Origin of the sequence: Pseudonocardia sp. P1 (assembly GCF_000178675.2) — a bacterium.
In the GTDB taxonomy this organism is placed as follows: domain Bacteria; phylum Actinomycetota; class Actinomycetes; order Mycobacteriales; family Pseudonocardiaceae; genus Pseudonocardia.
On sequence record NZ_ADUJ02000001.1, the window covers coordinates 1,142,920 to 1,163,982 of the forward strand.

Annotated in this window: 19 protein-coding genes; 7 read left to right on the forward strand and 12 right to left on the reverse strand. The window is 74.2% G+C overall.

Going from position 1 to position 21,063, the window contains the following annotated elements:
- Positions 1 to 106: 106 nt before the first annotated feature.
- The 6 genes from PP1_RS04745 to PP1_RS04770 all read right to left on the reverse strand — a co-directional run bounded on the left by PP1_RS04745 (position 107) and on the right by PP1_RS04770 (position 6,705).
- Positions 107 to 1,372, reverse strand: a complete 1,266-nt coding sequence (locus PP1_RS04745; protein WP_010223872.1) for an HNH endonuclease — start codon at positions 1,370 to 1,372, stop codon at positions 107 to 109.
- A 97-nt stretch (positions 1,373 to 1,469) separates the two neighbouring features.
- Positions 1,470 to 2,537, reverse strand: a complete 1,068-nt coding sequence (locus PP1_RS04750) for an ABC transporter ATP-binding protein (RefSeq protein WP_010223869.1) — start codon at positions 2,535 to 2,537, stop codon at positions 1,470 to 1,472.
- Positions 2,525 to 3,412: a nitrilase-related carbon-nitrogen hydrolase gene (locus tag PP1_RS04755; protein ID WP_010223867.1), complete on the reverse strand. Its 888-nt coding sequence runs from the start codon at positions 3,410 to 3,412 to the stop codon at positions 2,525 to 2,527. The genes PP1_RS04750 and PP1_RS04755 overlap by 13 nt, the downstream gene beginning before the upstream one ends.
- 13 nt (positions 3,413 to 3,425) lie before the next feature.
- A complete protein-coding gene (locus PP1_RS04760) occupies positions 3,426 to 4,592 on the reverse strand; it encodes a hypothetical protein (RefSeq protein WP_010223865.1) in 1,167 nt (388 codons plus the stop codon).
- Between the two features lie 27 nt (positions 4,593 to 4,619).
- Positions 4,620 to 5,615 (reverse strand): nuclear transport factor 2 family protein, encoded by a 996-nt coding sequence (locus tag PP1_RS04765; protein ID WP_010223863.1) that lies wholly within the window; start codon positions 5,613 to 5,615, stop codon positions 4,620 to 4,622.
- Between the two features lie 94 nt (positions 5,616 to 5,709).
- Positions 5,710 to 6,705, reverse strand: coding sequence for a LacI family DNA-binding transcriptional regulator (locus PP1_RS04770; RefSeq protein ID WP_029239124.1), 996 nt, complete (start codon positions 6,703 to 6,705; stop codon positions 5,710 to 5,712).
- Positions 6,706 to 6,828: 123 nt separating this feature from the next.
- On the opposite strand from PP1_RS04770, the gene hisD (PP1_RS04775) reads away from it, so the two are divergent.
- The 3 genes from hisD (PP1_RS04775) to PP1_RS04785 are packed head-to-tail and all read left to right on the forward strand — an operon-like array spanning position 6,829 to position 9,730.
- Positions 6,829 to 8,160, forward strand: a complete 1,332-nt coding sequence (gene hisD, locus PP1_RS04775; RefSeq protein WP_010223860.1) for a histidinol dehydrogenase — start codon at positions 6,829 to 6,831, stop codon at positions 8,158 to 8,160.
- The gene (locus tag PP1_RS04780; protein ID WP_060572449.1) at positions 8,157 to 8,918 is read left to right on the forward strand and encodes an SDR family NAD(P)-dependent oxidoreductase; all 762 of its coding nucleotides are present in this window, start codon (positions 8,157 to 8,159) and stop codon (positions 8,916 to 8,918) included. The genes hisD (PP1_RS04775) and PP1_RS04780 overlap by 4 nt, the downstream gene beginning before the upstream one ends.
- Positions 8,915 to 9,730 (forward strand): HpcH/HpaI aldolase family protein, encoded by an 816-nt coding sequence (locus PP1_RS04785; RefSeq protein ID WP_075314154.1) that lies wholly within the window; start codon positions 8,915 to 8,917, stop codon positions 9,728 to 9,730. Before PP1_RS04780 ends, PP1_RS04785 begins: the two co-directional genes overlap by 4 nt.
- Before the next feature lie 601 nt (positions 9,731 to 10,331).
- Here the strand turns inward: PP1_RS04785 and PP1_RS04790 are convergent.
- From PP1_RS04790 to hisD (PP1_RS04810), 5 genes are read right to left on the reverse strand one after another with little or no spacing between them, the layout of a single operon-like run.
- On the reverse strand, positions 10,332 to 11,012 hold the full coding sequence (locus PP1_RS04790) for an alpha/beta fold hydrolase (RefSeq protein ID WP_010236300.1): 681 nt from the start codon (positions 11,010 to 11,012) through the stop codon (positions 10,332 to 10,334).
- 26 nt (positions 11,013 to 11,038) lie between these two features.
- Entirely contained in the window at positions 11,039 to 11,935 is an 897-nt protein-coding gene (locus PP1_RS04795; RefSeq protein WP_010236303.1) for a carbohydrate ABC transporter permease, read from the reverse strand.
- Positions 11,932 to 12,798, reverse strand: coding sequence for a carbohydrate ABC transporter permease (locus tag PP1_RS04800; RefSeq protein WP_010236306.1), 867 nt, complete (start codon positions 12,796 to 12,798; stop codon positions 11,932 to 11,934). Before PP1_RS04800 ends, PP1_RS04795 begins: the two co-directional genes overlap by 4 nt.
- Before the next feature lie 52 nt (positions 12,799 to 12,850).
- Positions 12,851 to 14,167 (reverse strand): ABC transporter substrate-binding protein, encoded by a 1,317-nt coding sequence (locus PP1_RS04805; protein WP_075314153.1) that lies wholly within the window; start codon positions 14,165 to 14,167, stop codon positions 12,851 to 12,853.
- Positions 14,168 to 14,209: 42 nt separating this feature from the next.
- The gene (gene hisD, locus PP1_RS04810) at positions 14,210 to 15,529 is read right to left on the reverse strand and encodes a histidinol dehydrogenase (protein ID WP_029239777.1); all 1,320 of its coding nucleotides are present in this window, start codon (positions 15,527 to 15,529) and stop codon (positions 14,210 to 14,212) included.
- Between the two features lie 232 nt (positions 15,530 to 15,761).
- On the opposite strand from hisD (PP1_RS04810), the gene PP1_RS04815 reads away from it, so the two are divergent.
- The 4 genes from PP1_RS04815 (at position 15,762) to PP1_RS04830 (ending at position 20,402) form a co-directional block, all read left to right on the forward strand.
- Positions 15,762 to 16,781 carry a C40 family peptidase gene (locus PP1_RS04815; protein WP_010236314.1) on the forward strand — a complete coding sequence of 340 codons (1,020 nt, stop codon included), beginning with the start codon at positions 15,762 to 15,764 and terminating at the stop codon, positions 16,779 to 16,781.
- A gap of 92 nt (positions 16,782 to 16,873) precedes the next feature.
- On the forward strand, positions 16,874 to 18,208 hold the full coding sequence (locus PP1_RS04820) for a hypothetical protein (RefSeq protein ID WP_083697333.1): 1,335 nt from the start codon (positions 16,874 to 16,876) through the stop codon (positions 18,206 to 18,208).
- Positions 18,205 to 18,843, forward strand: a complete 639-nt coding sequence (locus PP1_RS04825; RefSeq protein WP_029239550.1) for a precorrin-8X methylmutase — start codon at positions 18,205 to 18,207, stop codon at positions 18,841 to 18,843. Before PP1_RS04820 ends, PP1_RS04825 begins: the two co-directional genes overlap by 4 nt.
- Entirely contained in the window at positions 18,840 to 20,402 is a 1,563-nt protein-coding gene (locus PP1_RS04830; protein WP_075314151.1) for a precorrin-2 C(20)-methyltransferase, read from the forward strand. Before PP1_RS04825 ends, PP1_RS04830 begins: the two co-directional genes overlap by 4 nt.
- On the opposite strand, the gene PP1_RS04835 is transcribed toward PP1_RS04830, so the two are convergent.
- Positions 20,359 to 21,045: a Pr6Pr family membrane protein gene (locus PP1_RS04835; protein WP_010238368.1), complete on the reverse strand. Its 687-nt coding sequence runs from the start codon at positions 21,043 to 21,045 to the stop codon at positions 20,359 to 20,361. The two genes, PP1_RS04830 and PP1_RS04835, sit on opposite strands and share 44 nt — an antisense overlap.
- Between the last annotated feature and the right edge of the window lie 18 nt (positions 21,046 to 21,063).

Below are 21,063 nucleotides of genomic sequence, written 5' to 3' on the forward strand. Positions count from 1 at the left end.
AGGAGCTCGACCGAGCCGTGGTCCGGCCGACCGAGTCCGGTCCACCGTTCGTACGCACGCTCGACGGCGTCACCTGCCCGCAGGTGCGGGAGTCGCCCGTGGTCCTTCAGCCGGGTGCGAGGTAGGTGTGCCCGGTCGGGGTCGTGGTCCGCACCCCGCCGTCCGGCCCGCGGGCGACGCGCCAGCCGGCTTGTTCGCGGACGTGGTTGTGGAACTCGCACACCCCTCGACCGTTGTCGAGCTCGGTCGCCCCGCCCTCGGCATCCCGGTGGATGTGGTCGATGTGGCGTACCGGGGCGTCGCAGTACGGCTCGGTGCACCGGTTCCCCGCCCGCGCCCGCACCAGCCGGGCGAGGAGCCCGGTGAAGGTGCGCTGGCGGGAGTCACCGCCGATCACGACTCCGTCGGAGGTGATCAGGCGGCGCAGGGTCTTCCTCCCCTCGCCCGTGGCCAGGAGGTCGACCGGGACCGGGCCGTGGCCGGGGACCTCCGCCGGGAGTGGCGAGTCCGGGTCCAGCAGCGCCTCGATCGGGACGACGACCTGGACCTCGACGTCCACATCGGTCGCGATCGCCTGGCCGGTGAGGCGCTCGACGAGGGTGTCGGCCATGACCTGCCCGCGGGTCCGGGTCAGGGGTGCGGGGTTCACCGACACCTCGGTTAAGGCCTTGTTCAGGGCGGCGAGGCAGGCCACGCCCTGCTCGACCGGCAGGTACGCGGTCAGATACGTCATCGCGTCCGGCGCCGGGCGCAGCGTCACACGCCGCTCGGCGCGGGCGGACTCGACCCGGGCGCGGAACTTCTCCGGCGCGACCTCGGCGGCGAACTTGCGTGCGAGGTCCTGCAATCGCCGGATCCCGAGCCGGGTCAGATCGTGGCCGGCCAGGCGCAGGTCCACTGCGGCGCGTTCGGCGCGGTCGAGATCCGAGCAGGCGGTCACCACCGCCGCCGCCTTCAGTGCCGAGAGCTCCCCGGCGGCGAACAGCCCACGGACGTGATCGAGGCCGTCGTGCAGGTCCCGGGCGGTACTCACCCGGCGGCGGGCCTCGGTCGGTGAGACCCGGCAGGCCAATCCGACCTGGGCGACCACCCCACGTTGCAGCCGATCCGGGTCGGTCTGTCCGGCCGTGATGCCGTTCTCCACGTGGAGCCGGGCGAACGCGCGGACCCGGGTGGCCTGGAGCGCGGCCAGGGAGTGCTGCACGGATTCGAGCTGCTGGATCTGGTCGATCAACTCGGCTTCGGAGACCCCGGACAGGTCGTCGTGCGCGGCCTGTTCCACCGCCAGCTGCACCAGCGCCAGATCGACCTGAGGGAACCCCGGATCCCCGGCGGGGAGGCCGGTGCGTGGGGGTTCCTGGACCGCGGTCATGTCGTCGATCGTACTCGAACACATGTTCGAATAGCTAGTAGTCGTTCGCCCCCCATCCCACCGACGACGGCGGGCCGGCCCGGTGCACGCGGCGGGATCAGCCCAGCCGCAGCCCGTCCGCGCCGAACAGGTGCGTGCGCTCAGGATCCGGCACCAGGTGCACGGTGCCACCCCGGGCCGGGGGACGGCGCCCGTCGACCCGGGTCACCAGCTCGTGCTCGGCGCCGTCGATCCGCGTGCGGCCGTAGACGTAGGCGTCGGCACCGAGCTCCTCGACGAGGTCGACCTCCAGCGGGAGGCCCTCGTCGGCGAGCTTCAGGTCCTCGGGCCGCACACCGACGGTCACGCTCTCGCCGGCACCGGCCAGCAGGTCCCGCTCCACCGGCACCGGAACGTCGCCGAGCCGGATCCCGTCGCCCGTCACCGGCACGGTCAGCAGGTTCATCGCCGGGGACCCGATGAAGCCGGCGACGAACACGTCCGCCGGGCGGTCGTAGAGCTCACCGGGCGGGGCGCACTGGTGCAGCAGCCCGTCCTTCAGGACGGCGACCCGGTCCCCCATCGTCATGGCCTCGACCTGGTCGTGGGTGACGTAGACGGTGGTGACGCCGAGCCGCCGCTGCAGCGACGCGATCTGGGTGCGGGTCTGGACGCGCAGCTTGGCGTCCAGGTTGGACAGCGGCTCGTCCATCAGGAACACCTGCGGCTGGCGCACGATCGCGCGGCCCATGGCGACCCGCTGGCGCTGGCCGCCGGACAGCGCCTTCGGCTTGCGGTCGAGGTACTGCTCGAGATCGAGGATCCGCGCCGCCTCGGCGACCCGGCGGGCGATCTCCGCCTTCGGCGTCCCCGCGATCTTCAGCGCGAACCCCATGTTGTCGGCGACCGACATGTGCGGATACAGCGCGTAGTTCTGGAACACCATCGCGATGTCGCGTTCCTTGGGTGCGACACCGGTGACGTCGCGGTCCCCGATCCGGATCCGGCCGCCGTCGATGTCCTCCAGGCCGGCGAGCATCCGCAGCGAGGTGGTCTTGCCGCAGCCGGACGGCCCGACGAGTACCAGGAACTCGCCGTCGGCGATCTCGAGGTCGAGGGCGTCGACGGCAGCCCGGGGGGATCCCGGGTACCGACGGGTCACCGCGTCGTAGGTCACGCCGGCCATGGTGGTGCTCCTTCCGGAAGGGGGACGGTCTCGCGGTACAGCTCGGGCCTGCGGTCGCGCAGGGCGTGGTTGTGCGGGCCGAGGCGCTTGTCCCGCGCCCCGGCCGGGTCGAGCCGGGCGTACAGCACGCCGGGCTCCCCCGGCGGTGGTCCGCCGGGTCCGGCGAGCAGGTGGCCGTCGGCCCCGCAGACGACGCCGGCGCCGAACCAGGCGACGCCGCGTTCGGTGCCGCAGCGGTCGGCGGCGACGACGTGCACCCGGTAGGCCCCGGCGGCCGCCCGGACCTTGGCGACCTCCAGCGGGTGCTGCCCGTCCGGGGTGGGCCGCCACGGCCAGTTCACCGGTGCGGCGACGATCTCGGCGCCGGCCTCGGCCGCGGCCCGCACCCACTCCGGGAACTCCAGGTCGTAGCAGACCATCGGGGCGATCCGCCCGGCCGCGGTCGCGACCACCGGCGGCGGGGCGTCGCCGGGCGAGAACAGCTCCGCCTCCCGGTCCCACAGGTGGACCTTCCGGTAGGCGGCGCGCAGCTCACCCCCCTCGACGACGACGGCGCTCGAGTACACCCGCCCGTCCGGTGCGAGCTCGGCCAGCCCGGCGACGAGCACGCAGCCCAGCTCCGCGGTCAGCCGCGCGAACCGTCCGACGGTGGGCCCGTCCAGCGGTTCGGCGGCCGCGCGCGCCTCGGCCGCGTCGGTGAAGGCGTAGCCGCAGACCGCGAGCTCCGGCAGCACGACGAGCCGGGCCCCGCCCGCGACCGCCTCGCGCACGCTGCGCTCGGCGATCGCAGGGTCGGGGCGGTCGATCCGGGCCGGGATCCGGCACGCGGCGACCGTGACCGGGCCGGTCGGTCGCTCCGTGGTCGCCGCGTCCATCGGTGCCGGGCCCTCAGTCGTCCTCGGTCGCGAACGCGAGGACGGCCGCGGGGGCGAGGTAGCCGTCGGCGTCGAGCATCCGGCCGCGCTCCCGCGCGCCGGCGACGACGTCGTCGCTCCACTCCGGACGGACCCGCCCGTCGCCACCGGTGACGACCAGCAGCTCGCCGGTGCCGGACGTCGCGGACCGGCCCGGGCCGGCGTCGAGCAGGCGGACCGAGCGCCACGCACCGGGCGGGACCGACACGGTGTCCAGCGGTCCGATCTCGACGGTGCGCTCGTCGTCACCGGTGTTGAGGGTGACGGCCCAGCGCCCGGCCTTCGCGGTGAGGACCTGGGTCGCGTCGTGCCGGTGGGTGAGCACGCCCTCCCCCGGCTCGGCGCGCAGCCAGGCCAGGCTGAAGCCGTGCGGCTCGGCGAGCCGGGGCACGGCGGTGCGGCTCTCGACCGTGCCGTACCCGATCACCGGGCTGAGCTCGGCGGCCCCGCCCGGCACCCGCGAGCAGAGGTAGGGCTCGTCGACCCAGGTGCGGTCGGCCTCGTGCACGACGCGGCCGCGGAACTGCTCCGCGGTGTAGACGTCGAGCTTGTCGATCTCGGCCTGGGCCATCGGCCGGATCAGCGCGACGTCGTCGGGGACCTCGTCGCCCGCCACCGTGTCGATCAGCCGGTTGTCGGCGGTGAGGTAGAGCCCGTGCCCGGCCGCGTTCTCCAGGACGGTCGGGCCCCAGATGATGCCGCCGGTGTCGTCGCGGCCCAGGACGGTGAGCAGGATGCCCTCGTCCGGGCCCTCGTTGGTGAAGCCGCGGAAGATCCACGGCGGCACCGAGACGATGTCGCCGTCGACGCTGCGGTACTCGCCCTGGGTGCCGTCCGGCCCCCACCGCAGCAGGTAGTCGCCACCGAAGTTGATGAACACCTCGGCCGTGAAGTGCAGGTGCAGGCTGTTCGTGGTGCCGTTCGGCATGCCCGCCGCGCCGAGGTTGAACCCGTGCGGCTCGCGCAGGTTCACGTGCTGCGACGCGTTCTGGGTGACGCCGGGGCCGATGAAGGAGTAGTTGTCCTTCCGGTCGGACCCGGGCGTGCGGCAGTCGATGAAAGCTGCCTTGCACGGGACCCAGTCGGCGTGCCGGACGGTGCGCCGGACGATCTCGTCCGGGCCGACCACCGTGTCGTGCATGTCAGTGCTCCCGATCGTGACGTGTGGTCAGTAGATGTTGGTGTCGGTGAACTCGTCGGTGCGGCCGGCGTTGATCTGGGCGCGCAGCGCGATCTCGTCGTAGACCCGGAACTCCTTGACGATCCGGCCGTCCTGGACCAGGAACTGCGAGATGCCGAGCAGCTCGGTCTCCTCGCCGGTGAGCGGGCCGAAGTCGGGGGTGCCGCGGTAGGTCCCGCGCATCACCCAGGTCACGGCGACCCGCAGGCCGGCGTAGCGCTCGGTGTGGTTGGTCTGCACGTCGCGGATCTCGAACCGGGCGTCCGGGAACGGGGCGACGAGGGAGAGCAGGTCGCGCTGGTAGCCGTCCGGGCGCAGCACGGTCTGGTCGCCGACGGTGTGCAGGAACAGGTCGCGGTGCGCGTAGTCGGCGACCTTCTGGTAGCGCCGGGAGTTCCAGACCTCGTCGATGAACTCCAGCACCATCTCGCACTCCGGCCGGAAGTCGTCCGGGCGCGGGCCGCTGTCCCCGACCGCGAGCACGTCCTTCGGGGGCTCCTCGGTCATCGAGCCCTGGAATCCGCGGAAGCGCTGCGCGAGCGCCGCCTCGGCCGGGTCGATCCCCATCTGCAGGCAGTTCGCGAGCTCGTCGCGCACCACCCACTCCTCCACCATCCGGCCGCGCCGGTAGAGGCAGTTGGCGATGTTGCGCTTGCGGATCCGCTTCACGACGCCGTCGACGAGGATCTCGTCGGCCGAGAAGATCAGGTGGGAGCTGAGGAACGCGTCGTCGCCGCGCGCCTCCCACACGACGTCCTCGGCGACGCCGATGTGCTGCGGGGTGCCCGCGATCCGCATCAGGCTGCCGTCGATGACGCCGTCGCGGCCGATGACGGTGCCGAGACCGCCGTGGACGATCGAGTCCGGCTCGTAGTTGTCGACGATGTAGGACACGTCGCGCTGGACCCAGATCCGGTCGGTCACCTCCCGGATGAAGTCGTCCGGGTCGTTGTAGGGCTGGTACGCGACCGGGTCGAGCGCCATGGTCGTCCTTCCTCGCTGGAGTCCGTTCCCGATCGACTGTATGCGTATGCACAACGCCGGGCAAGGGCTCCGCGGGGATTTCCGCGGGGATCGCTCAGGCCCGGGGCTCGGCCACCGTGGAGCGGGCGACGTAGTGCGTCGGGTAGACGACGTGCGCCGGCTCCGCACCCGGGGTGCGCAGCCGGGACACCAGCAGCCGCGCCGACTCGCGGGCGACCTCGTCCATGTCGTAGGCGATGGTGCTCAGCCGGACCATCGCCCAGCCGGAGACGGGCAGGTCGTCGAACCCGACGACCGAGACGTGCCCGGGCACCGGGACGCCGGACCCGGCGGCCGCGTCGAGCACGCCGTGCGCGACGACGTCGTTGCCGCACAGCAGGAGGGTCGGCCCGCCCGCCCGCTCGTGCAGCGTGCGGAAGCCCTCCCGGCCGGTGGCGAAGTCGAACGGGCCGTGCAGGACGTCGCGCTGGGCCAGCGCCAGCCCGTGCTCGTCGAGAACGGTGCGGACGACCTGTTCGCGCAGCTCACCGGTACTGGTGTTGCGCGGGCCGAAGATCGCGCCGATCCGGGTGTGCCCGAGCCGCACGGCCTCGGCGACGACCGCGCGCACCCCGGGCTCCGGGTCGACGGTCACGGCGTCGGCCGGGACGCTCGGCGCCGTGCGGTTGAGGTAGACGAACGGCACCTCGCGGTCCCGCAGCCGGGCGGGCTGGATCGAGTCGACGGTCGTCGTGGACAGGACGACGCCGGCCAGCCCGTGCGCCGACACCCGCTCCGCCAGCGGGGCACTGCCCGCCGACTCGGTGATCAGCACGAGCTCGTGGTCGAGCCGCTCCAGCTCGTCGTGCAGCGGGCCGATCATGTTGGCGTAGAACTGGTTGTCCAGGTCCGCCACGACCAGGCCGATCCGGTTCGACCGGCCCACCGACAGGGCCCGGCCGATCGCGTTCGTCGAGTACCCGAGCGCGAGCGCCGCCTCGCGGACCTTGCGCTTGGTCGCCGCCGAGACCCGCGGATGGTCGGTCAGTGCCCGCGACACCGTCGGTTGCGACACCCCTGCGAGCCTCGCCACGTCGCGACTGGTGACCATCTCCGCCCTTCCTGCGCCGGCCGTCGAGCCTAGTGCCCGGCGACCCGCCCCCTTGACAGCGGCGCGCCGCCACCGTTCACTGCGGAATCACAGCGCATACGTATGCTACCAAGAGAGGGCGGTATGTCGCAGGAACTCAAGAGCGCGTCGGGATCGGTCACGAGGCGCAGCGACGACGGTGTCGCGGAGCGGGTCCGGGCGATCATCGCCGACGTCCGGGACCGCGGGGACGAGGCCGTGCGGGAGTACTCGGCCCGGTTCGACGGCTGGGAGCCCGAGTCGTTCCGGCTCTCGCCGGAGCGGGTCGACGAGCTGATCGCCTCGCTCCCGGGGCAGGTCGTCGACGACATCCGGTTCGTGCAGGACCAGGTGCGGGGCTTCGCCCGCGCCCAGCGGAACTCGATGCACGACGTCGAGGTCGAGACGCTGCCCGGCGTCGTCCTCGGGCACCGGCACGTGCCGGTCTCCTCGGCAGGCGCCTACGTGCCCGGCGGGCGGTACCCGCTGACCGCGTCGGCCCACATGACGATCGTGACCGCCAAGGCCGCCGGGGTGCCGAACGTCGTCGCCGCCACCCCGCCGATCCGCGGTGAGATCCCGGCGGCCACGGTCGCGGCGATGCACCTCGCCGGTGCCGACGAGATCCACCTCCTCGGCGGGGTGCAGGCGGTGGCCGCGATGGCGCTGGGCACGAAGTCCGTGTCCGGGGTGGACATGCTGGCCGGACCGGGCAACGCCTACGTCGCGGAGGCCAAGCGGCAGCTCTTCGGCGAGGTCGGCATCGACCTGTTCGCCGGCCCGACGGAGATCCTGGTGATCGCCGACGACACCGCGGACCCGCTGACCGTCGCCGTCGACCTGCTCTCGCAGGCCGAGCACGGCCCGGACTCCCCCGCCGTGCTGGTCACGACCTCCGAGCGGCTCGGCCGCGAGGTCCTCGACCTCGTCGGGAGGATCCTGCCGGGGATGCCCACGAACGACATGGCCGGGCCCGCCTGGCGCGACCACGGCCGGATCGTGGTCTGCGACGACGCCGACGAGATGTGGCGGGTCGCCGACGACCTGGCGTCCGAGCACGTGCAGGTGTTCACCGCCGAGCCGCGCGAGGCGCTGGACCGGATGCGGAACTACGGTGCGCTGTTCCTCGGCGAGAACACCTGCGTCTCCTACGGCGACAAGGTGATCGGCACCAACCACGTGCTGCCCACCCTCGGTGCGGCCCGCTACACCGGCGGGCTGTGGGTCGGGAAGTACCTGAAGACCTGCACCTACCAGGAGGTCCGCGACCCGGCGGCGAGCGCCGACCTCGGCCGGGTGTGCGGGCGGGCGTCGCGGGTCGAGCTGTTCGAGGGCCACGCCCGCTCCGGTGACCTGCGCGCCTGGCGTCACGGCGGCGACCGGTTCGCCTGGCTCGACGAGGTCACCGCCACCCCGTCCCCGGTGGCCGGGTCGTGAGCGGGCCGGTCACGGGGCGCACCGCGCTGGTGACCGGCGGCGGCAGCGGGCTGGGTGCGGCGATCGCGTCGCACCTGGCCCGGGCCGGCGCCCGGGTCGTGCTGGCCGGGCGGCGCGCGGACGTCCTGGAGGCCACCGCGGCCCGGATCGGTCCCGCCGCGCGGGCGGAGGTGTGCGACGTCGCCGACCCTGCGTCGGTCGAGGACCTCGCCGCCCGGCTGGCCGGCGAGGAGATCTCGATCGTCGTGAACAACGCCGGGATCGCCGGGCCGGTCGCGCCGCTGGTCGAGGTCACGCCCGAGGAGTGGGACGAGGTGTTCGCCGTCAACGTCCGCGGCACCTACCTCGTCTGCCGCGCGTTCCTGCCCGCGATGCTCGACCGGGGCGACGGCGACGTGATCAACGTGGCGTCGGTGTCGGGCAAGCGGCCGCTGACCCGGCGGACGCCGTACTGCGCGTCGAAGACGGCGGTGCTCGGCCTGACCTCGACGCTCGCCTTCGAGGCCGGTCCGGCCGGGGTCCGGGTGAACGCACTGTCCCCCGGGCCGGTCGAGGGCGATCGGATGGACCGCAACTTCGCCCTCGAGGCGGAGCGGACCGGGACCGACGTCGAGACGGCCCGGCAGGCGTTCGTCGGGCGCGCCGCGCTCGGCCGGATGATCACCGAGGACGAGGTCGGTGCGTCGGTCGTCGCGATGCTCGGGATGCCGGGCCTGTCCGGCGCCGACGTCGACCTGTCCGCGGGGATGATCGCGTGAGGGCCCGGGTCGCTGCCGGGGAACGGCTCACCGGCGCCCTGGTCCGGATGCCGTGCGAGGAGATCGTCGAGATGCTCGCCGTCGCCGGCCTGGACTTCGTGCTGATCGACTGCGAGCACGGCCCGGCCGACGTCGGGATGCTGCGCACGCACATCGCCTTCGCCGACGCGCACGGTCTCCCCGTGCTCGTCCGGCCCGGGGAGGACGAGCACCACCTCGCCCAGCGGGCCCTCGACCAGGGCGCCCGGGGGATCGTCGCACCGCACGTCGAGGACGTCGCGCAGGCGACCGCGCTCGCCGGCGCGCTGCGGTACCCGCCGCACGGGACGCGTGGCTTCGCGACGTACCCACGGGCGGGCCGGTTCGGCAGCGTGACCCCCGACGAGCACCGGGCGTCCGCCGACGACATCCTGGTCCTGGCGATGCTCGAGTCACCGGGCGCGATCAGCCGGGCCGGCGAGATCGTCGGGGTGGACGGGATCGACGGTTACCTGGTCGGCGTCGCCGACCTGGGGGCGTCCCGGACCGACGCGGATCCGACGGTCGCCGAGCTGCTCGCGACGGTCAACGGCGATCCGGCGGTCCACGGCTCCGCAGGCACTGCCGGGGCCCCCGTCCCGGAGCGAGGCTCGGAGCAGGGCTCGGAGCGAGGCACGGTCCGGGATTCCGGGCGTGGTGCGGTCCGCGCCGATCTGGCGGGCTCGGCGGAGGCGGCGGCGCAGTCGTTCGCCGACGGGGCGCAGCTCGTCGCCTACAACCTGACCGCGGTGATGATGGCGTCGTTCCGCGGACTCGCCGCAGCAAAGGACTGACCAGCCCACGTCCCGGCACCCCGTGCCCGGCCGGCGCACCCCGTGCCGGGTCGACGCACCCGTCGCGTGGGGTGCGCGGCCCGGTGACGGGGTGCGTCGCCGCATCGACGTCCGGCTCGCGCCGCGTTCCGCGGAACGCGGCGGGTCGCCGGGTCGCCGGGTCGCCGGGTCGCCGGGTCGCCGGGTCGCCGGGTCGCCGGGTCGCCGGGTCGCCGGGGACGGTCGTGGGCCTGGCGCGCCTCATGCACGGGCGTCGCGACGGGAACGGGCATCGGCGCCTCCACGATCCGGCACCGCCACGACCGGCACGTCGACGAGCCGGTCAGGACTGTCACCGCCCGTCACGCACCGGGGCTCCCGGCTGGTGCATCCGGGAAAGTCGCTTACCTGGGCAGCGATCTCCCGAAAGGTGACCTGGCGACCGCTCGGCCCGTGCGACTCGTGGCCCGTCCCGCGGCCGTGCGACTCGTGGCCACGTCCATGGCCCTGCGCCGGGCGGCGACGACCCGCTCGTGCGCCTCGTTGCCACGTCCCGCTTCGTCCCGAGTCGCCGCGCCGGCTGCGCTGGGCGAGCCCACAGCACCGGGCGGTCGCGGCGGGCTCAGTGTGCCCCGGCGCCGGCCTGCGCCCGCACCTCGTCCAGCCACCCGCCCATCAGGCCCGCGACGGTGTCCGGCTCCTCCATCGGCAGCAGGTGCCCGGCGCCGGGTACCACGTGCAGGTCCGCCCCGGGGACCAGCGACGCGATCTCGGTGTGCCGCTCGACCGGGCAGAGCCGGTCCCGCTCCCCCGCCAGCACCAGGGTGGGGACCGCCACCGACCGGAGCCCCGGGCGCTCGTCGATCCGGGTGCCCTGCAACCGGAGCTGGGCCGCGAGCGCGCGCTCCCCGACCTCGTCGGCCATCTGCAGGGCACGGTCGTCCAGGGTGCGGTCCGCCAGCAGGAGGTCGAGCGGCTGGAGCTCCCGGGCGGTGGCGCCGTCGTCGAGACGCGTGAGCTGGGCGGCCCAGGCGGCGCGCTGCCCGTCGGTCGGCGGGCCCGCGTTCGTCGCGAGCAGGCAGAGCCCGGCGACCCGCTCCGGGGCCCGCCGGGTCAGCGCCATCGCGACGATCCCGCCGAGGCTCAGGCCGGCGAGGGCGAACCGGTCCGGGAGGACGTCGAGCAGCGCGTCGACCTGGGCGTCGATGCCGGTCCGGTCGAGCTCCGCGTGCACGGCACCGGCGCCGGCCGGGCCCCACATCCCGGCCGAGCAGTTCATGCCCGGCAGCAGGACGAGCGGCACGGCCGGCGACGGTGATCCCGGCACGCTCAGCCCTTCACCGACCCGGCGCCGAGGCCGGCGACCAGGTAGCGCTGGGCGATGAAGGCGAAGCCGATCACCGGGAGCGTCAGCAGGACCGCGGCGGCACCGGCCTGCTGGAGCATCGGCAGCGTCTGCCCGAGCTGGGTGGCGATGAAGACCGGCACCGTTCTGGCCGCGACGTCGGTCAGCACGTTCGCCGTCAGGTACTCCTGGAAGGCGAACAGGAACATGAAGATCCCCGCGGTCAGGATCCCCGGCCCCATCAGCGGCACCATCACCCGCCAGAGGATCTGGAAGCGGCTGCAGCCGTCCAGCATCGCCGCCTCGTCGAGCTCCTTCGGGATCTCGGCGAAGAAGTTGCGCAGCAACCAGATCGAGAACGGCTGGTTGATCGCCACCAGCGCCGCGGCGACCGCGAACGTGGTGTCGTAGATGCCGAGCGCCCGGGAGAGGTCGTACATCGGGAGCACCACGGCGAACCGCGGCAGCGCCCGGAAGATCAGGGCCGCGATCAGCAGCGCCACCGAGACCCAGCCGGGGAACCGGGACAGTGCGTAGGCCGCCGGGATGCCGATGACCAGCGCGATCACCGTGCTGATCACGGCGACGACCACGGTGTTCAGCAGGTACTTGTGGAACTCGGTGGTCTGCCACAGGTCGACGAACGCGGTGAACGTCGGCGCCCAGGTGAACACCGGCGGATCCAGGAACGCGACGTCGGTCGGCTTGGTGACCGACATCGCCGTCCAGATCACCGGGCTGAGCATCACCCAGCAGATCAGGAGCACCATGCTCCCGACCAGGACGGCGCGCCCGCGGGGGCGGCGCCGGACGGGTTCGGGACCGGGGTCGGCGATCGGCCCGGAGGGTGTCGCAGGCGGGGCGGTCTGCACGGTGCTCACTGGCGCGCCTCCTTGGCCATGTCCCGGATGAAGGGCGAGAGCAGCAGCACGATCAGGAGGATCAGCAGCACGTTGATCGCGCTCCCGAGCCCCAGCTGCTGGCCGCCGTCCTGGAACGCGATGTTGTAGATGTAGAGCATGATCGACTCGTTGCCGATCTGCGGTGCCTGCGGGGAGAGCGGTATCAGCTGGTCGAACGTCCGCAGCACGTCCATGATCGAGATGATCGAGACGAACGTGAGCACGCCCCGGATGCTCGGGACGATGACGTGCCAGTGCACCCGCCAGCCGGTGGCGCCGTCGATCCGGGCGGCCTCGACGACCTCCGGCGGGACCCCCTGGAGCCCGGCGAGGATCACCAGCATCGCGAACGGGAGCATGAACCAGACGGTGTTGAGTCCGACCATGACCCGGTTCGCCCAGGGATCGGTGAACCAGAGGATCTCCTGCCCGGTGAGCTCGGTGATCAGGTAGTTGACGACGCCACCGAAGTTGGAGTCGAACAGCCAGGAGAACATCGTGGCGCCGACGACGTTCGGGACCACGTAGGACACCAGCAGCACGCCCAGCACCCACGGGCGCGAGCGGCCGAGCCCGTTCACCAGGACGGCGAGCAGGTAGCCGCCGACGAGCAGCACCGCGATCACCGCCGCGGTGAGGCCGACGGTGAACAGCACCGCCCGGCCGAGCCGGGGGTCGGACAGGGCCTGGGCGTAGTTGTCCAGGCCGAGGAACGTGCCGGGCTCGCCGTAGTTCACCCGCTGCAGGCTCCACTCCACGGTCTTGTAGAGCGGGAACAGCAGCAGGCCGAGCATCACCAGCAGGCTCGGGGAGACCAGACCGAGGAACTCGCGCCTCCGCATGATCGCCTCACCTCGCTCTCGTGGGGTGGGATCGGTTCGGGAACGGGACTGCTCAGCCGATGGGGCGGTACTCGGCGACGATCTTCGTGGCGACGTCCTGCATCTGCGCCTGGCCGTCCGGGATCGACGTCCGGCCGGACACCACGTCGGCCACGATCGAGGGGATGGCGGTGGCGATCCGCGGCGTCCACGGGAACGGTTCCGGCGGCGGGGCGCGGTCGATCGCGTCCAGCTGGGCCTCCGCGAACGGGCTGCTGTCCGGGGTGACCATGCCCTCGCGCGCCGGGAAGGCACCCGGCACCGCGGCCTTCGACGACTCCGGCCCGACCGCGGCCGCGACCATGTGGAACAGCAGGTCCTTGTCGACGTCGGTGTTCTCCGGGATCGCCCACCCGTCGACCGACAGCGTGTTGTAGAGGACGGGCCCGCCCGCCACGGACGGCGGCGGTGCGAACGCGAAGGCACCGGCGAACCGGCTGTTCTCCGGCTCGGTGAGGTCCTTCATGCGGCCGCTGAACATGATCGCCATGGCGGCGGAGCCGTTGTACATCTGCTGCTGGACGGCCGGCTGCGCGAACGTCGTCACCTGCGGGTCCATGTAGGGCATCAGCGAGCGCAGCTGCTCGAACGCCTCCGCCGCCTGCGGCGTGTCGAAGTTGGGGCGGCCGGTCCGCCGGTCCACGTAGTCCATGCCCAGCGAGCCGAGCGCCGAGTCGTAGGCGGTCGCGATGTCCGAGCTGGCCAGCAGCGGCAGCGCCAGCGGATAGCGGATCCCGCCCTCGCGCTGGATCGTCGCGGCGACGTCGCGCAGCTCGGCGAAGGTCCGCGGCGGCTGCAGGCCGAGCCGGTCGAACACGTCCTTGCGGTAGGCCGTGACGTACACCTGGGCCTGCATCGGGACCGCGTAGAGCTTCCCCTCGTAGGACATGGCCTCGCGCATCGCGGGGTTCAGCCGGTCCAGGTCGTACTGCTCGCCGTACTTCTCGGCGAGCCCGTCCAGCGGGTGGATCTTGCCGCTCGCCGCGTGCTGCGGGACGACCTGGCCGTAGGTCTCCAGGATGTCGTACGTGCCGTACCGACCGGCGAGCGTCGCGATCGTCTTCTGCGACTGGCCCGCGTAGTCGATGGGCTCGTGGTGCAGCTCGACACCGTCCTTCGAGCAGCTGCGCACCATCGAGTTGGTGAACGGGTCGATGGCCGACGAGTTGTAGGCCAGGACGTTCACGTCGACGCTCGACGGCGGCGGCGGGAAGTCACAGGGCACCACCGTCGCCGTGGCGGCCGGGGTCCGCGATCCGGCGCCGCAGCCGGCCAGGAGCAGGGCCGTCACCACCGCGACGACGGCCACGACCGGGCGTCGTGCACGCATCACGCCTTCCTCTCCGTTGAGGTACATACGCATGCGCCGACCTCAGTCACGCAACGCGTCCAGCCGGATCCGGGCGCTGTCCCGGTGGCCGACCAGCTGCTCGAAGTCGGACACGGTCACCGTCGGCTCCGCCTGGGTGCGCGTCGCGTCCCGCGTCGCGCGCTGGTAGGTCAACTGCTTGAGGAAGCCTGCCACCGACAGTCCGCCGGCGTACCGGGCGCCCCGGGTGGTGGGCAGGACGTGGTTCGTCCCGGACATCCCCTTGTCCGCGTAGACCACGGTCGACCAGGGGCCGAGGAACAGCGAGCCGTAGTTGCGCAGCCGCTCCAGCCACCAGTCGAGGTCGTCGGCGATCACCTCGAGGTGCTCGGGGGCGAGGGTGTCCATGATCGCGGCGACCGTCTCGCGGTCCTCGGCGAGGTAGACGGTGCCGTGGTCGCGCCAGGCCGCCCCGGCGATCTCGGCGGTGGCCAGCCCCGCGAGCTGCTTCTCGATCTCCCGCGGCACCTCCTCGGCGAGCCGCTCGGACGTGGTGGCCAGCGACGCGGGCGACGTCGGCCCGTGCTCGGCCTGGGCGAGCAGGTCCGAGGCGACGGTGGCGGCGTCGGCGGTGTCGTCGGCGATCACCGCGACCTCCGACGGGCCGGCCAGCACGTCGATGCCGACCCGCCCGTAGAGCTGGCGCTTCGCCTCGGCGACATAGGCGTTGCCGGCGCCGACGATCATGTCCGACGGCGTCCCGTCGAGCAGGCCGAACGCCATCGCGGCGAGCGCCTGGACACCGCCGACCGCGTACACCGACTCGGCGCCGCTGATCCGCGCCGCGTAGAGCACGGCCGGGTGCGGGCGGCCGTTCCGCGACGGCGGGGTGGCGGCGACGACGTTCGGCACACCCGCGACGCCGGCCACCCCGACGGTCATGAACGCGCTGGCCAGCAGCGGGAAGCGACCGGCGGGCAGGTACGCGCCGACGTTCTCGACGGGGACGAAGCGCTGGCCGCAGACGACACCGGGCAGCACCTCGGACTCGAAGTCCTGCAGGTGCGCGCGCTGCATCGAGGCGAACCGGCGGGTCCGCTCGGAACCGGCGTCGAGCGCCTCGCGCAGGTCGGCCGGGAGCTCGTCACCGGACCGGGCGAGCTCGGCGGGGCCGACCAGGAGGTCGTCACCGGTGAACCCGTCCAGGTCGCGGGCGTACCGCAGCACGGCGTCCATCCCGCCCGACTCGATGGCGCTCAGCATCTCCGAGACGGTCGCGACCACGGCCGGGTCGCGACGGTCGGCGGTCTCCACCGTGCCCGGCGCCTTGACCACCCGGACCGGGGAGCCGATACGCCGGAAGTCCGATTCGCTCAAGTGCATACGCATACACTAGGTGGCACGGACCGGGATTGACAAGAGCGGATCGTGCCCGCCGTCACCACCCCGGGCGAATCGGAGGGACCGACCGGGTGAGCCACCGGAGCGCCTCCCCGTCGCGGCGTGCCCGCCGCCGGACCCTGGTCGGCAGCGTCCGGGACATGTCGCGGACGCCGGACCGGTCCGGCCGCGATCCCCGTGGCCCCGGCGTGCCAGGTCCAGCGGAGGAGGCCCCGTGTCCGTGCACCCGTCGCCGTCCCGTGTCCTCGGCACGGCGCTGGCCGTGCTCGCCGCGGTCGTCGTCACGACGGTCACCTCCCCCGCGGCGGTCGCCGGGCCCGCCGCTCCCGTCACCGGCGACCGCGCCGTCGTCGGCGTCTCGGTGGCGACGGTGTGGACCTCCCCCACCAGCCCCCGCACACGGGACCGGGCCGCGGTGTCCGCGCCGGCCGACCCGGCGGGCTGGCTGGCGTCGATGACCGTCGAGGACCGCCGCGAGCTCACCACCGCGTCGCGCACCCAGACCCAGGTCCTCTACGGCACCCCGGTCCGGGTGCTGGAGCGGCGGACCGGGTGGGCGCGGGTCGTGGTGCCCGACCAGCCCGGCGCCAAGGACGGCCGCGGCTACCCCGGCTGGATCCCCGCGGCGCAGCTGACCGGCGGGGCGGCGTTCGCCGGGCTCGCGTCGGCGATGCCGGCCGGGACCGTCGACGGCGTCGCCACGACCTGGCTGTACGACGACGTGGCCCGCGCCGGCCGGCAGCTCGAGATCAGCGCCGGGACCCGGCTCCCCGTCCTGGCGGGCAGGGCCGGGAGCGTGCAGCTCGCGCTGCCCGACGGGGGTACCGCGTGGGCCGACGCCCGGCACGTCCGGATCGGCGACCCCGCCCCGCCGACCGGTGAGGACCTGGTGCGGACCGCACGCCTGTTCCTCGACCGCCCCTACCTGTGGGGCGGGCGCTCCGGATTCGCCCCGGACTGCTCGGGCCTGACCGGGCTGGTGCACGCCCTGCACGGCATCACGATCGGTCGGGACGCCTCCGACCAGCAGCGCGGCGGCCGCGCCGTCGCGAAGGACGACCTGCAGCCCGGTGACCTGCTGTTCTGGGGCTCCCCCGCGACACACGTGGCGATCTACGCGGGTGACGGCCGGATGATCGAGGCCTTCGACGCCGCGACGCCGGTGCGGGTCACCCCGGTCCGGTTCGACGACGCGTACTCCGGCGCCCGCCGCTACCTGCCCGACGGTCGCTGAGCGGGTCGGCTCCGCCGTCCGCGCGGCATGTGACCCATCCCGCCGCCGCGCGCGGGCGCCCGCGACCGCCCGGTGTGCCTACAGTGACCGGCGTGCCGACGACCGCCCGCACCCGCGCCGACGCCTGTCCGGGCGTCGTGTCGCCGCACCTCGCGGCGGACGGCGCGCTGGCCCGCGTCCGGCTGCCCGGCGGGCGGATCACGGCCGCGGCGCTGCGGGCCGTCGCCGCGCTGGCCGGTGCCGCGGGCGACGGTGCGGTGCACCTGACCTCCCGCGGGAACCTGCAGCTGCGCGGCCTCGACCCCGGTGACCCGCGCCCGGTGCGGGAGCTCGCCGCGGCCGGACTGCTGCCGTCGGTCACCCACGAACGCGTCCGGAACGTCCTCGCCTCGCCGCTGTCGGGGATCACCGGCGGGCTCGCCGACGTCCGCGGGCTGGCCGCCGCCCTCGACCGCGGCCTGTGCGCCCGGCCGGAGCTCGCCGCGCTGCCCGGGCGGTTCCTGATCGCGTTCGACGACGGCCGCGGCGACGTCGCCGGGGAACGCCCTGACCTGTGCTGGGTCGCCGTCTCGGTCACGGCGGGCGAGCTCGTCGTCGCCGGGACCGGTACCGGCCTGCACTGCGCCCCCGGCGACGCCCCGGACCTGCTGCTGGACGCCGCGGCCGCGTTCCTGGAGCTGCGCGACACCCACACCGCCGATCCCGCCGCCCGCGCCTGGCGCGCCGCCGAGCTCCCCGACGCCGCCCGCCGTCTCGCGGACACCCTGTCCGGGCCCCACCGGGCGTCCCGTACGGGCGGTGCGCGGCACCCGGACGCCACGCGCGACGGCACCGGGGTGGGCGAGCACGGGCACGGCCGGGTCGGGGAGCTCGGTGGTGGTGCGCTGGGGGTGGCGCCGGTGCTCGGTGAGCTGTCGGTGGCCCAGCTGGAGGTGCTCGCCGGGCACGCCCCGGAGCTGCTCGTGACGCCGTGGCGGACCCTCGTCCTCCCCGGCCCGCACCCGGACGCACGGACGGCACGGACGGCACTGCGGGACGCGGGGCTCGTCGTCGATCCCGGGCACCCGGCCCTGCGGGTCAGCGCCTGCGCCGGCACCCCCGGGTGCGCGAAGTCGCTGGCCGACGTCCGCGGCGACGCCCGCGCCCTGCTCCGGGCCGGGGACACGGCCACCGTGCACGTCTCCGGCTGTGCCCGCCGCTGCGGCGCCCCGCACACCCCGCACACCGACGCCGTCGCCACCGGGCCAGGGGCCTACCTGCGCGACGGCACGGGACCCGCACACCCGCTCCCGCTGATCACCCGCCACGACGGGCCGGACGGGCCCACGCCACCCCCGCTGCCCCGCGCAGCCACCCCACCGTGCGGCTGCCCGCCCGCGGATCCCGCACCCCCGACCCCGCACGACCGACCGAGGAGCCACCGCTGAGCGGCTACGACTACATCACCGACGGCGCCGAGATCTACCGGCGCTCGTTCGCGACGATCCGCGCCGAGGCGGACCTGTCCGGGCTGCCGCCCGGGACGGAGGACGTCGCCGTCCGGATGATCCACGCCTGCGGGCAGGTCGATCTCGCGGCGGACATCGCCGCGTCGGCGGGTGTCGTCGACGCCGCCCGGAGCGCGCTGAAGGCAGGCGGCCCGATCATCTGCGACGCGATGATGGTCGCCTCGGGCGTCACAGCGGCCCGGCTCCCGGCCGGCAACGAGGTGCTCTGCCTGCTGCGCGACGAGCGCGTGCCCGGCCTCGCGGCCGATATCGGCAACACGCGGTCGGCCGCCGCGCTGGAGCTCCTGGCGGACCGGTTCGACGGTGCCGTCGTCGCCGTCGGGAACGCCCCGACGGCCCTGTTCCACCTCCTCGACCTCATCGACCGGGGCGCGCCGCGACCGGCCGCCGTGGTCGGCATCCCGGTCGGGTTCATCGGCGCGGCCGAGTCCAAGCAGGCCCTCGCCGAGCGCACCGACCTGGAGCACCTCGTCGTGCACGGCCGCCGCGGCGGCTCGGCGATCACCGCGGCCGCGCTGAACGCGCTGGCCCACGAGCAGGAGATCATCCCGTGAGCGACGTGCGCCCCGGCTCCGGCACCCTCTACGGCGTCGGCCTCGGCCCCGGCGACCCCGAGCTGACGACCATCAAGGCGGCGCGGCTGATCCGGGAGGCCGATGTCGTCGCCTACCACTCGGCCCGGCACGGCCGCTCGATCGCGCGGCGGATCGCCGAGCCGCACCTGTCGGGCACCGCCGTCGAGGAGGCGCTGGTCTACCCGGTCACGACCGAGACCACCGACCACCCCGGCGGCTACCAGGGCGCCATCGACGAGTTCTACACGGAGGCCGCGGCCCGGCTGGCCGCCCACCTGGAGGCCGGCCGCGACGTCGTCCTGCTCGCCGAGGGCGACCCGCTCTTCTACGGCTCCTACATGCACATGCACAAGCGGCTCGCCGGCCGCTTCCGCGCCGAGGTCGTCCCGGGCGTCACGTCGATCGGCGGTGCCTCGGCCGCGCTCGGGCAGCCGCTCGTCGAGCGCGACGAGGTGCTCACCGTGCTGCCCGGCACGCTGCCCCGCGAGGAGCTGGCGCGCCGGCTCGCCGACACCGACTCCGCGGCCGTCATGAAGCTGGGGCGGACCTTCGGCACCGTCCGCGACGCGCTCGCCGACGCCGGGAAGCTCGACCGTGCCCGCTACGTCGAGCGGGCCACGATGGACGGCCAGCGCACCGGCGCCCTGTCCGACGTGGACCCCGGTGACGTGCCGTACTTCGCGATCGCGCTGGTGCCGGGCGAGGTCGCGGCCTCGGTGCCGGGCGGGCCGGAACCGGTCGCGGGCACGGACACGGCCGCGGCCGCCGGGCTCGGGCCGGGCGAGGTCGTCGTCGTCGGGACCGGGCCGGCCGGGCGGGACTGGCTGACCCCGCAGGTCGCCGCCGCGCTGGCCGGGGCCGACGATCTCGTCGGGTACGGGCCCTACCTGGACCGGGTCCCGTCGAACCCGCGGCAGACCCGGCACGCGTCCGACAACCGGGTCGAGGCCGACCGGGCCGCGCACGCGCTGGACCTGGCCGCGTCCGGGCGGCGGGTCGCCGTCGTCTCCGCGGGCGACCCGGGGATCTTCGCGATGGCCACCGCCGTGCTGGAGGTCGCCGCCCAGGAGAAGTACGCCGACGTCCCGGTCCGGGTGCTGCCCGGGCTGTCCGCCGCGCAGGCGGTGTCGGCGGCCGTCGGCGCGCCGCTCGGCCACGACCACGCGATGATCTCGCTGTCGGACCGGCTCAAGCCGTGGGACGTCGTCGCCGACCGGCTCCGGGCGGCCGCCGCGGCCGACCTCGCGATCGCGATCTACAACCCGCGCTCGAAGGCCCGCCCGTGGCAGGTCGGGGCGGCCCGGGACGTGCTGCTGGAGCACCGCTCCCCCGGCACCCCGGTCGTGCTGGGCCGCGACGTCGGCGGCACGGGCCAGCGGATCGTCGTCACCACGCTGGGCGAGCTGGACCCCGAGCTGGTCGACATGCGGACGCTCGTCGTCGTCGGGTCGTCGACGACCCGGGTCGTCGAGCGGGGCGGGGAGCCGGTCGTCTTCACCCCACGTCACTACGGACCGGGTGGGACGACGACCGGCTGAGCCGCCGGTCGGCCCACCACAGCAGCAGTGCCAGCAGCACCGCCCCGGCGACCACGCCCCCGACGGTCGTCGCGGCGGTGCCGGCGTCGATCACCCGCAGGTCCAGGAACGGGTACGGGTACCAGTCGACGAGCGCGCCGCGGACGAAGGTGTAGACCAGCCACGCGACCGGCCACACACAGGCCCAGGCCACGGTGCGGCCGTCGATCCGCGGGCGCGGGCCGAACACCAGCCAGCCCGCCAGCACCGCGACCGGCGCGATCCGGTGGAACACGAGGTCCACCGCCCAGGCGACCCCGGTGACGGTGACGACCGAGGAGAGCAGCGCGGCGAAGACCACCCCGGTCACCGTGATCCCGAGGAGTGCGTCGAGCTGCAGTACCCGGAAGCCGCGGCCGTCGCGGGCCGGGTCGAGCGCGAGTCCGACCGCCAGTGCCAGCACGAGGAGGTTCGACTGGATCGTGAAGAAGCTGAACAGCCGCACCAGCCGGGTGCCCACCGGGGCGAGCGGGGCCGCCTCCCCGGTGTTCACGTCGGGTCCGCCCTGGACGATCAGGACGATCTGCGTGACCAGGGCGATCGCGACCAGGACGGCGAGGACGAGGTACCAGGTCCGGGCGACGGCGTCGCGGGGCGTACTCACGCCCGGTGACGCTAACGT

Bases quoted from the DNA above. Each gene is read 5' to 3' on its own strand.
- PP1_RS04805 (WP_075314153.1), bottom strand. From the start codon at position 14,167: ATGCGTGCACGACGCCCGGTCGTGGCCGTCGTCGCGGTGGTGACGGCC.
- PP1_RS04755 (WP_010223867.1), bottom strand. From the start codon at position 3,412: ATGGACGCGGCGACCACGGAGCGACCGACCGGCCCGGTCACGGTCGCC.
- PP1_RS04765 (WP_010223863.1), bottom strand. From the start codon at position 5,615: ATGGCGCTCGACCCGGTCGCGTACCAGCCCTACAACGACCCGGACGAC.
- hisD (WP_029239777.1), bottom strand. From the start codon at position 15,529: ATGCACTTGAGCGAATCGGACTTCCGGCGTATCGGCTCCCCGGTCCGG.
- PP1_RS04745 (WP_010223872.1), bottom strand. From the start codon at position 1,372: ATGACCGCGGTCCAGGAACCCCCACGCACCGGCCTCCCCGCCGGGGAT.
- PP1_RS04750 (WP_010223869.1), bottom strand. From the start codon at position 2,537: ATGGCCGGCGTGACCTACGACGCGGTGACCCGTCGGTACCCGGGATCC.
- hisD (WP_010223860.1), top strand. From the start codon at position 6,829: ATGTCGCAGGAACTCAAGAGCGCGTCGGGATCGGTCACGAGGCGCAGC.
- PP1_RS04800 (WP_010236306.1), bottom strand. From the start codon at position 12,798: ATGCGGAGGCGCGAGTTCCTCGGTCTGGTCTCCCCGAGCCTGCTGGTG.
- PP1_RS04760 (WP_010223865.1), bottom strand. From the start codon at position 4,592: ATGCACGACACGGTGGTCGGCCCGGACGAGATCGTCCGGCGCACCGTC.
- PP1_RS04770 (WP_029239124.1), bottom strand. From the start codon at position 6,705: ATGGTCACCAGTCGCGACGTGGCGAGGCTCGCAGGGGTGTCGCAACCG.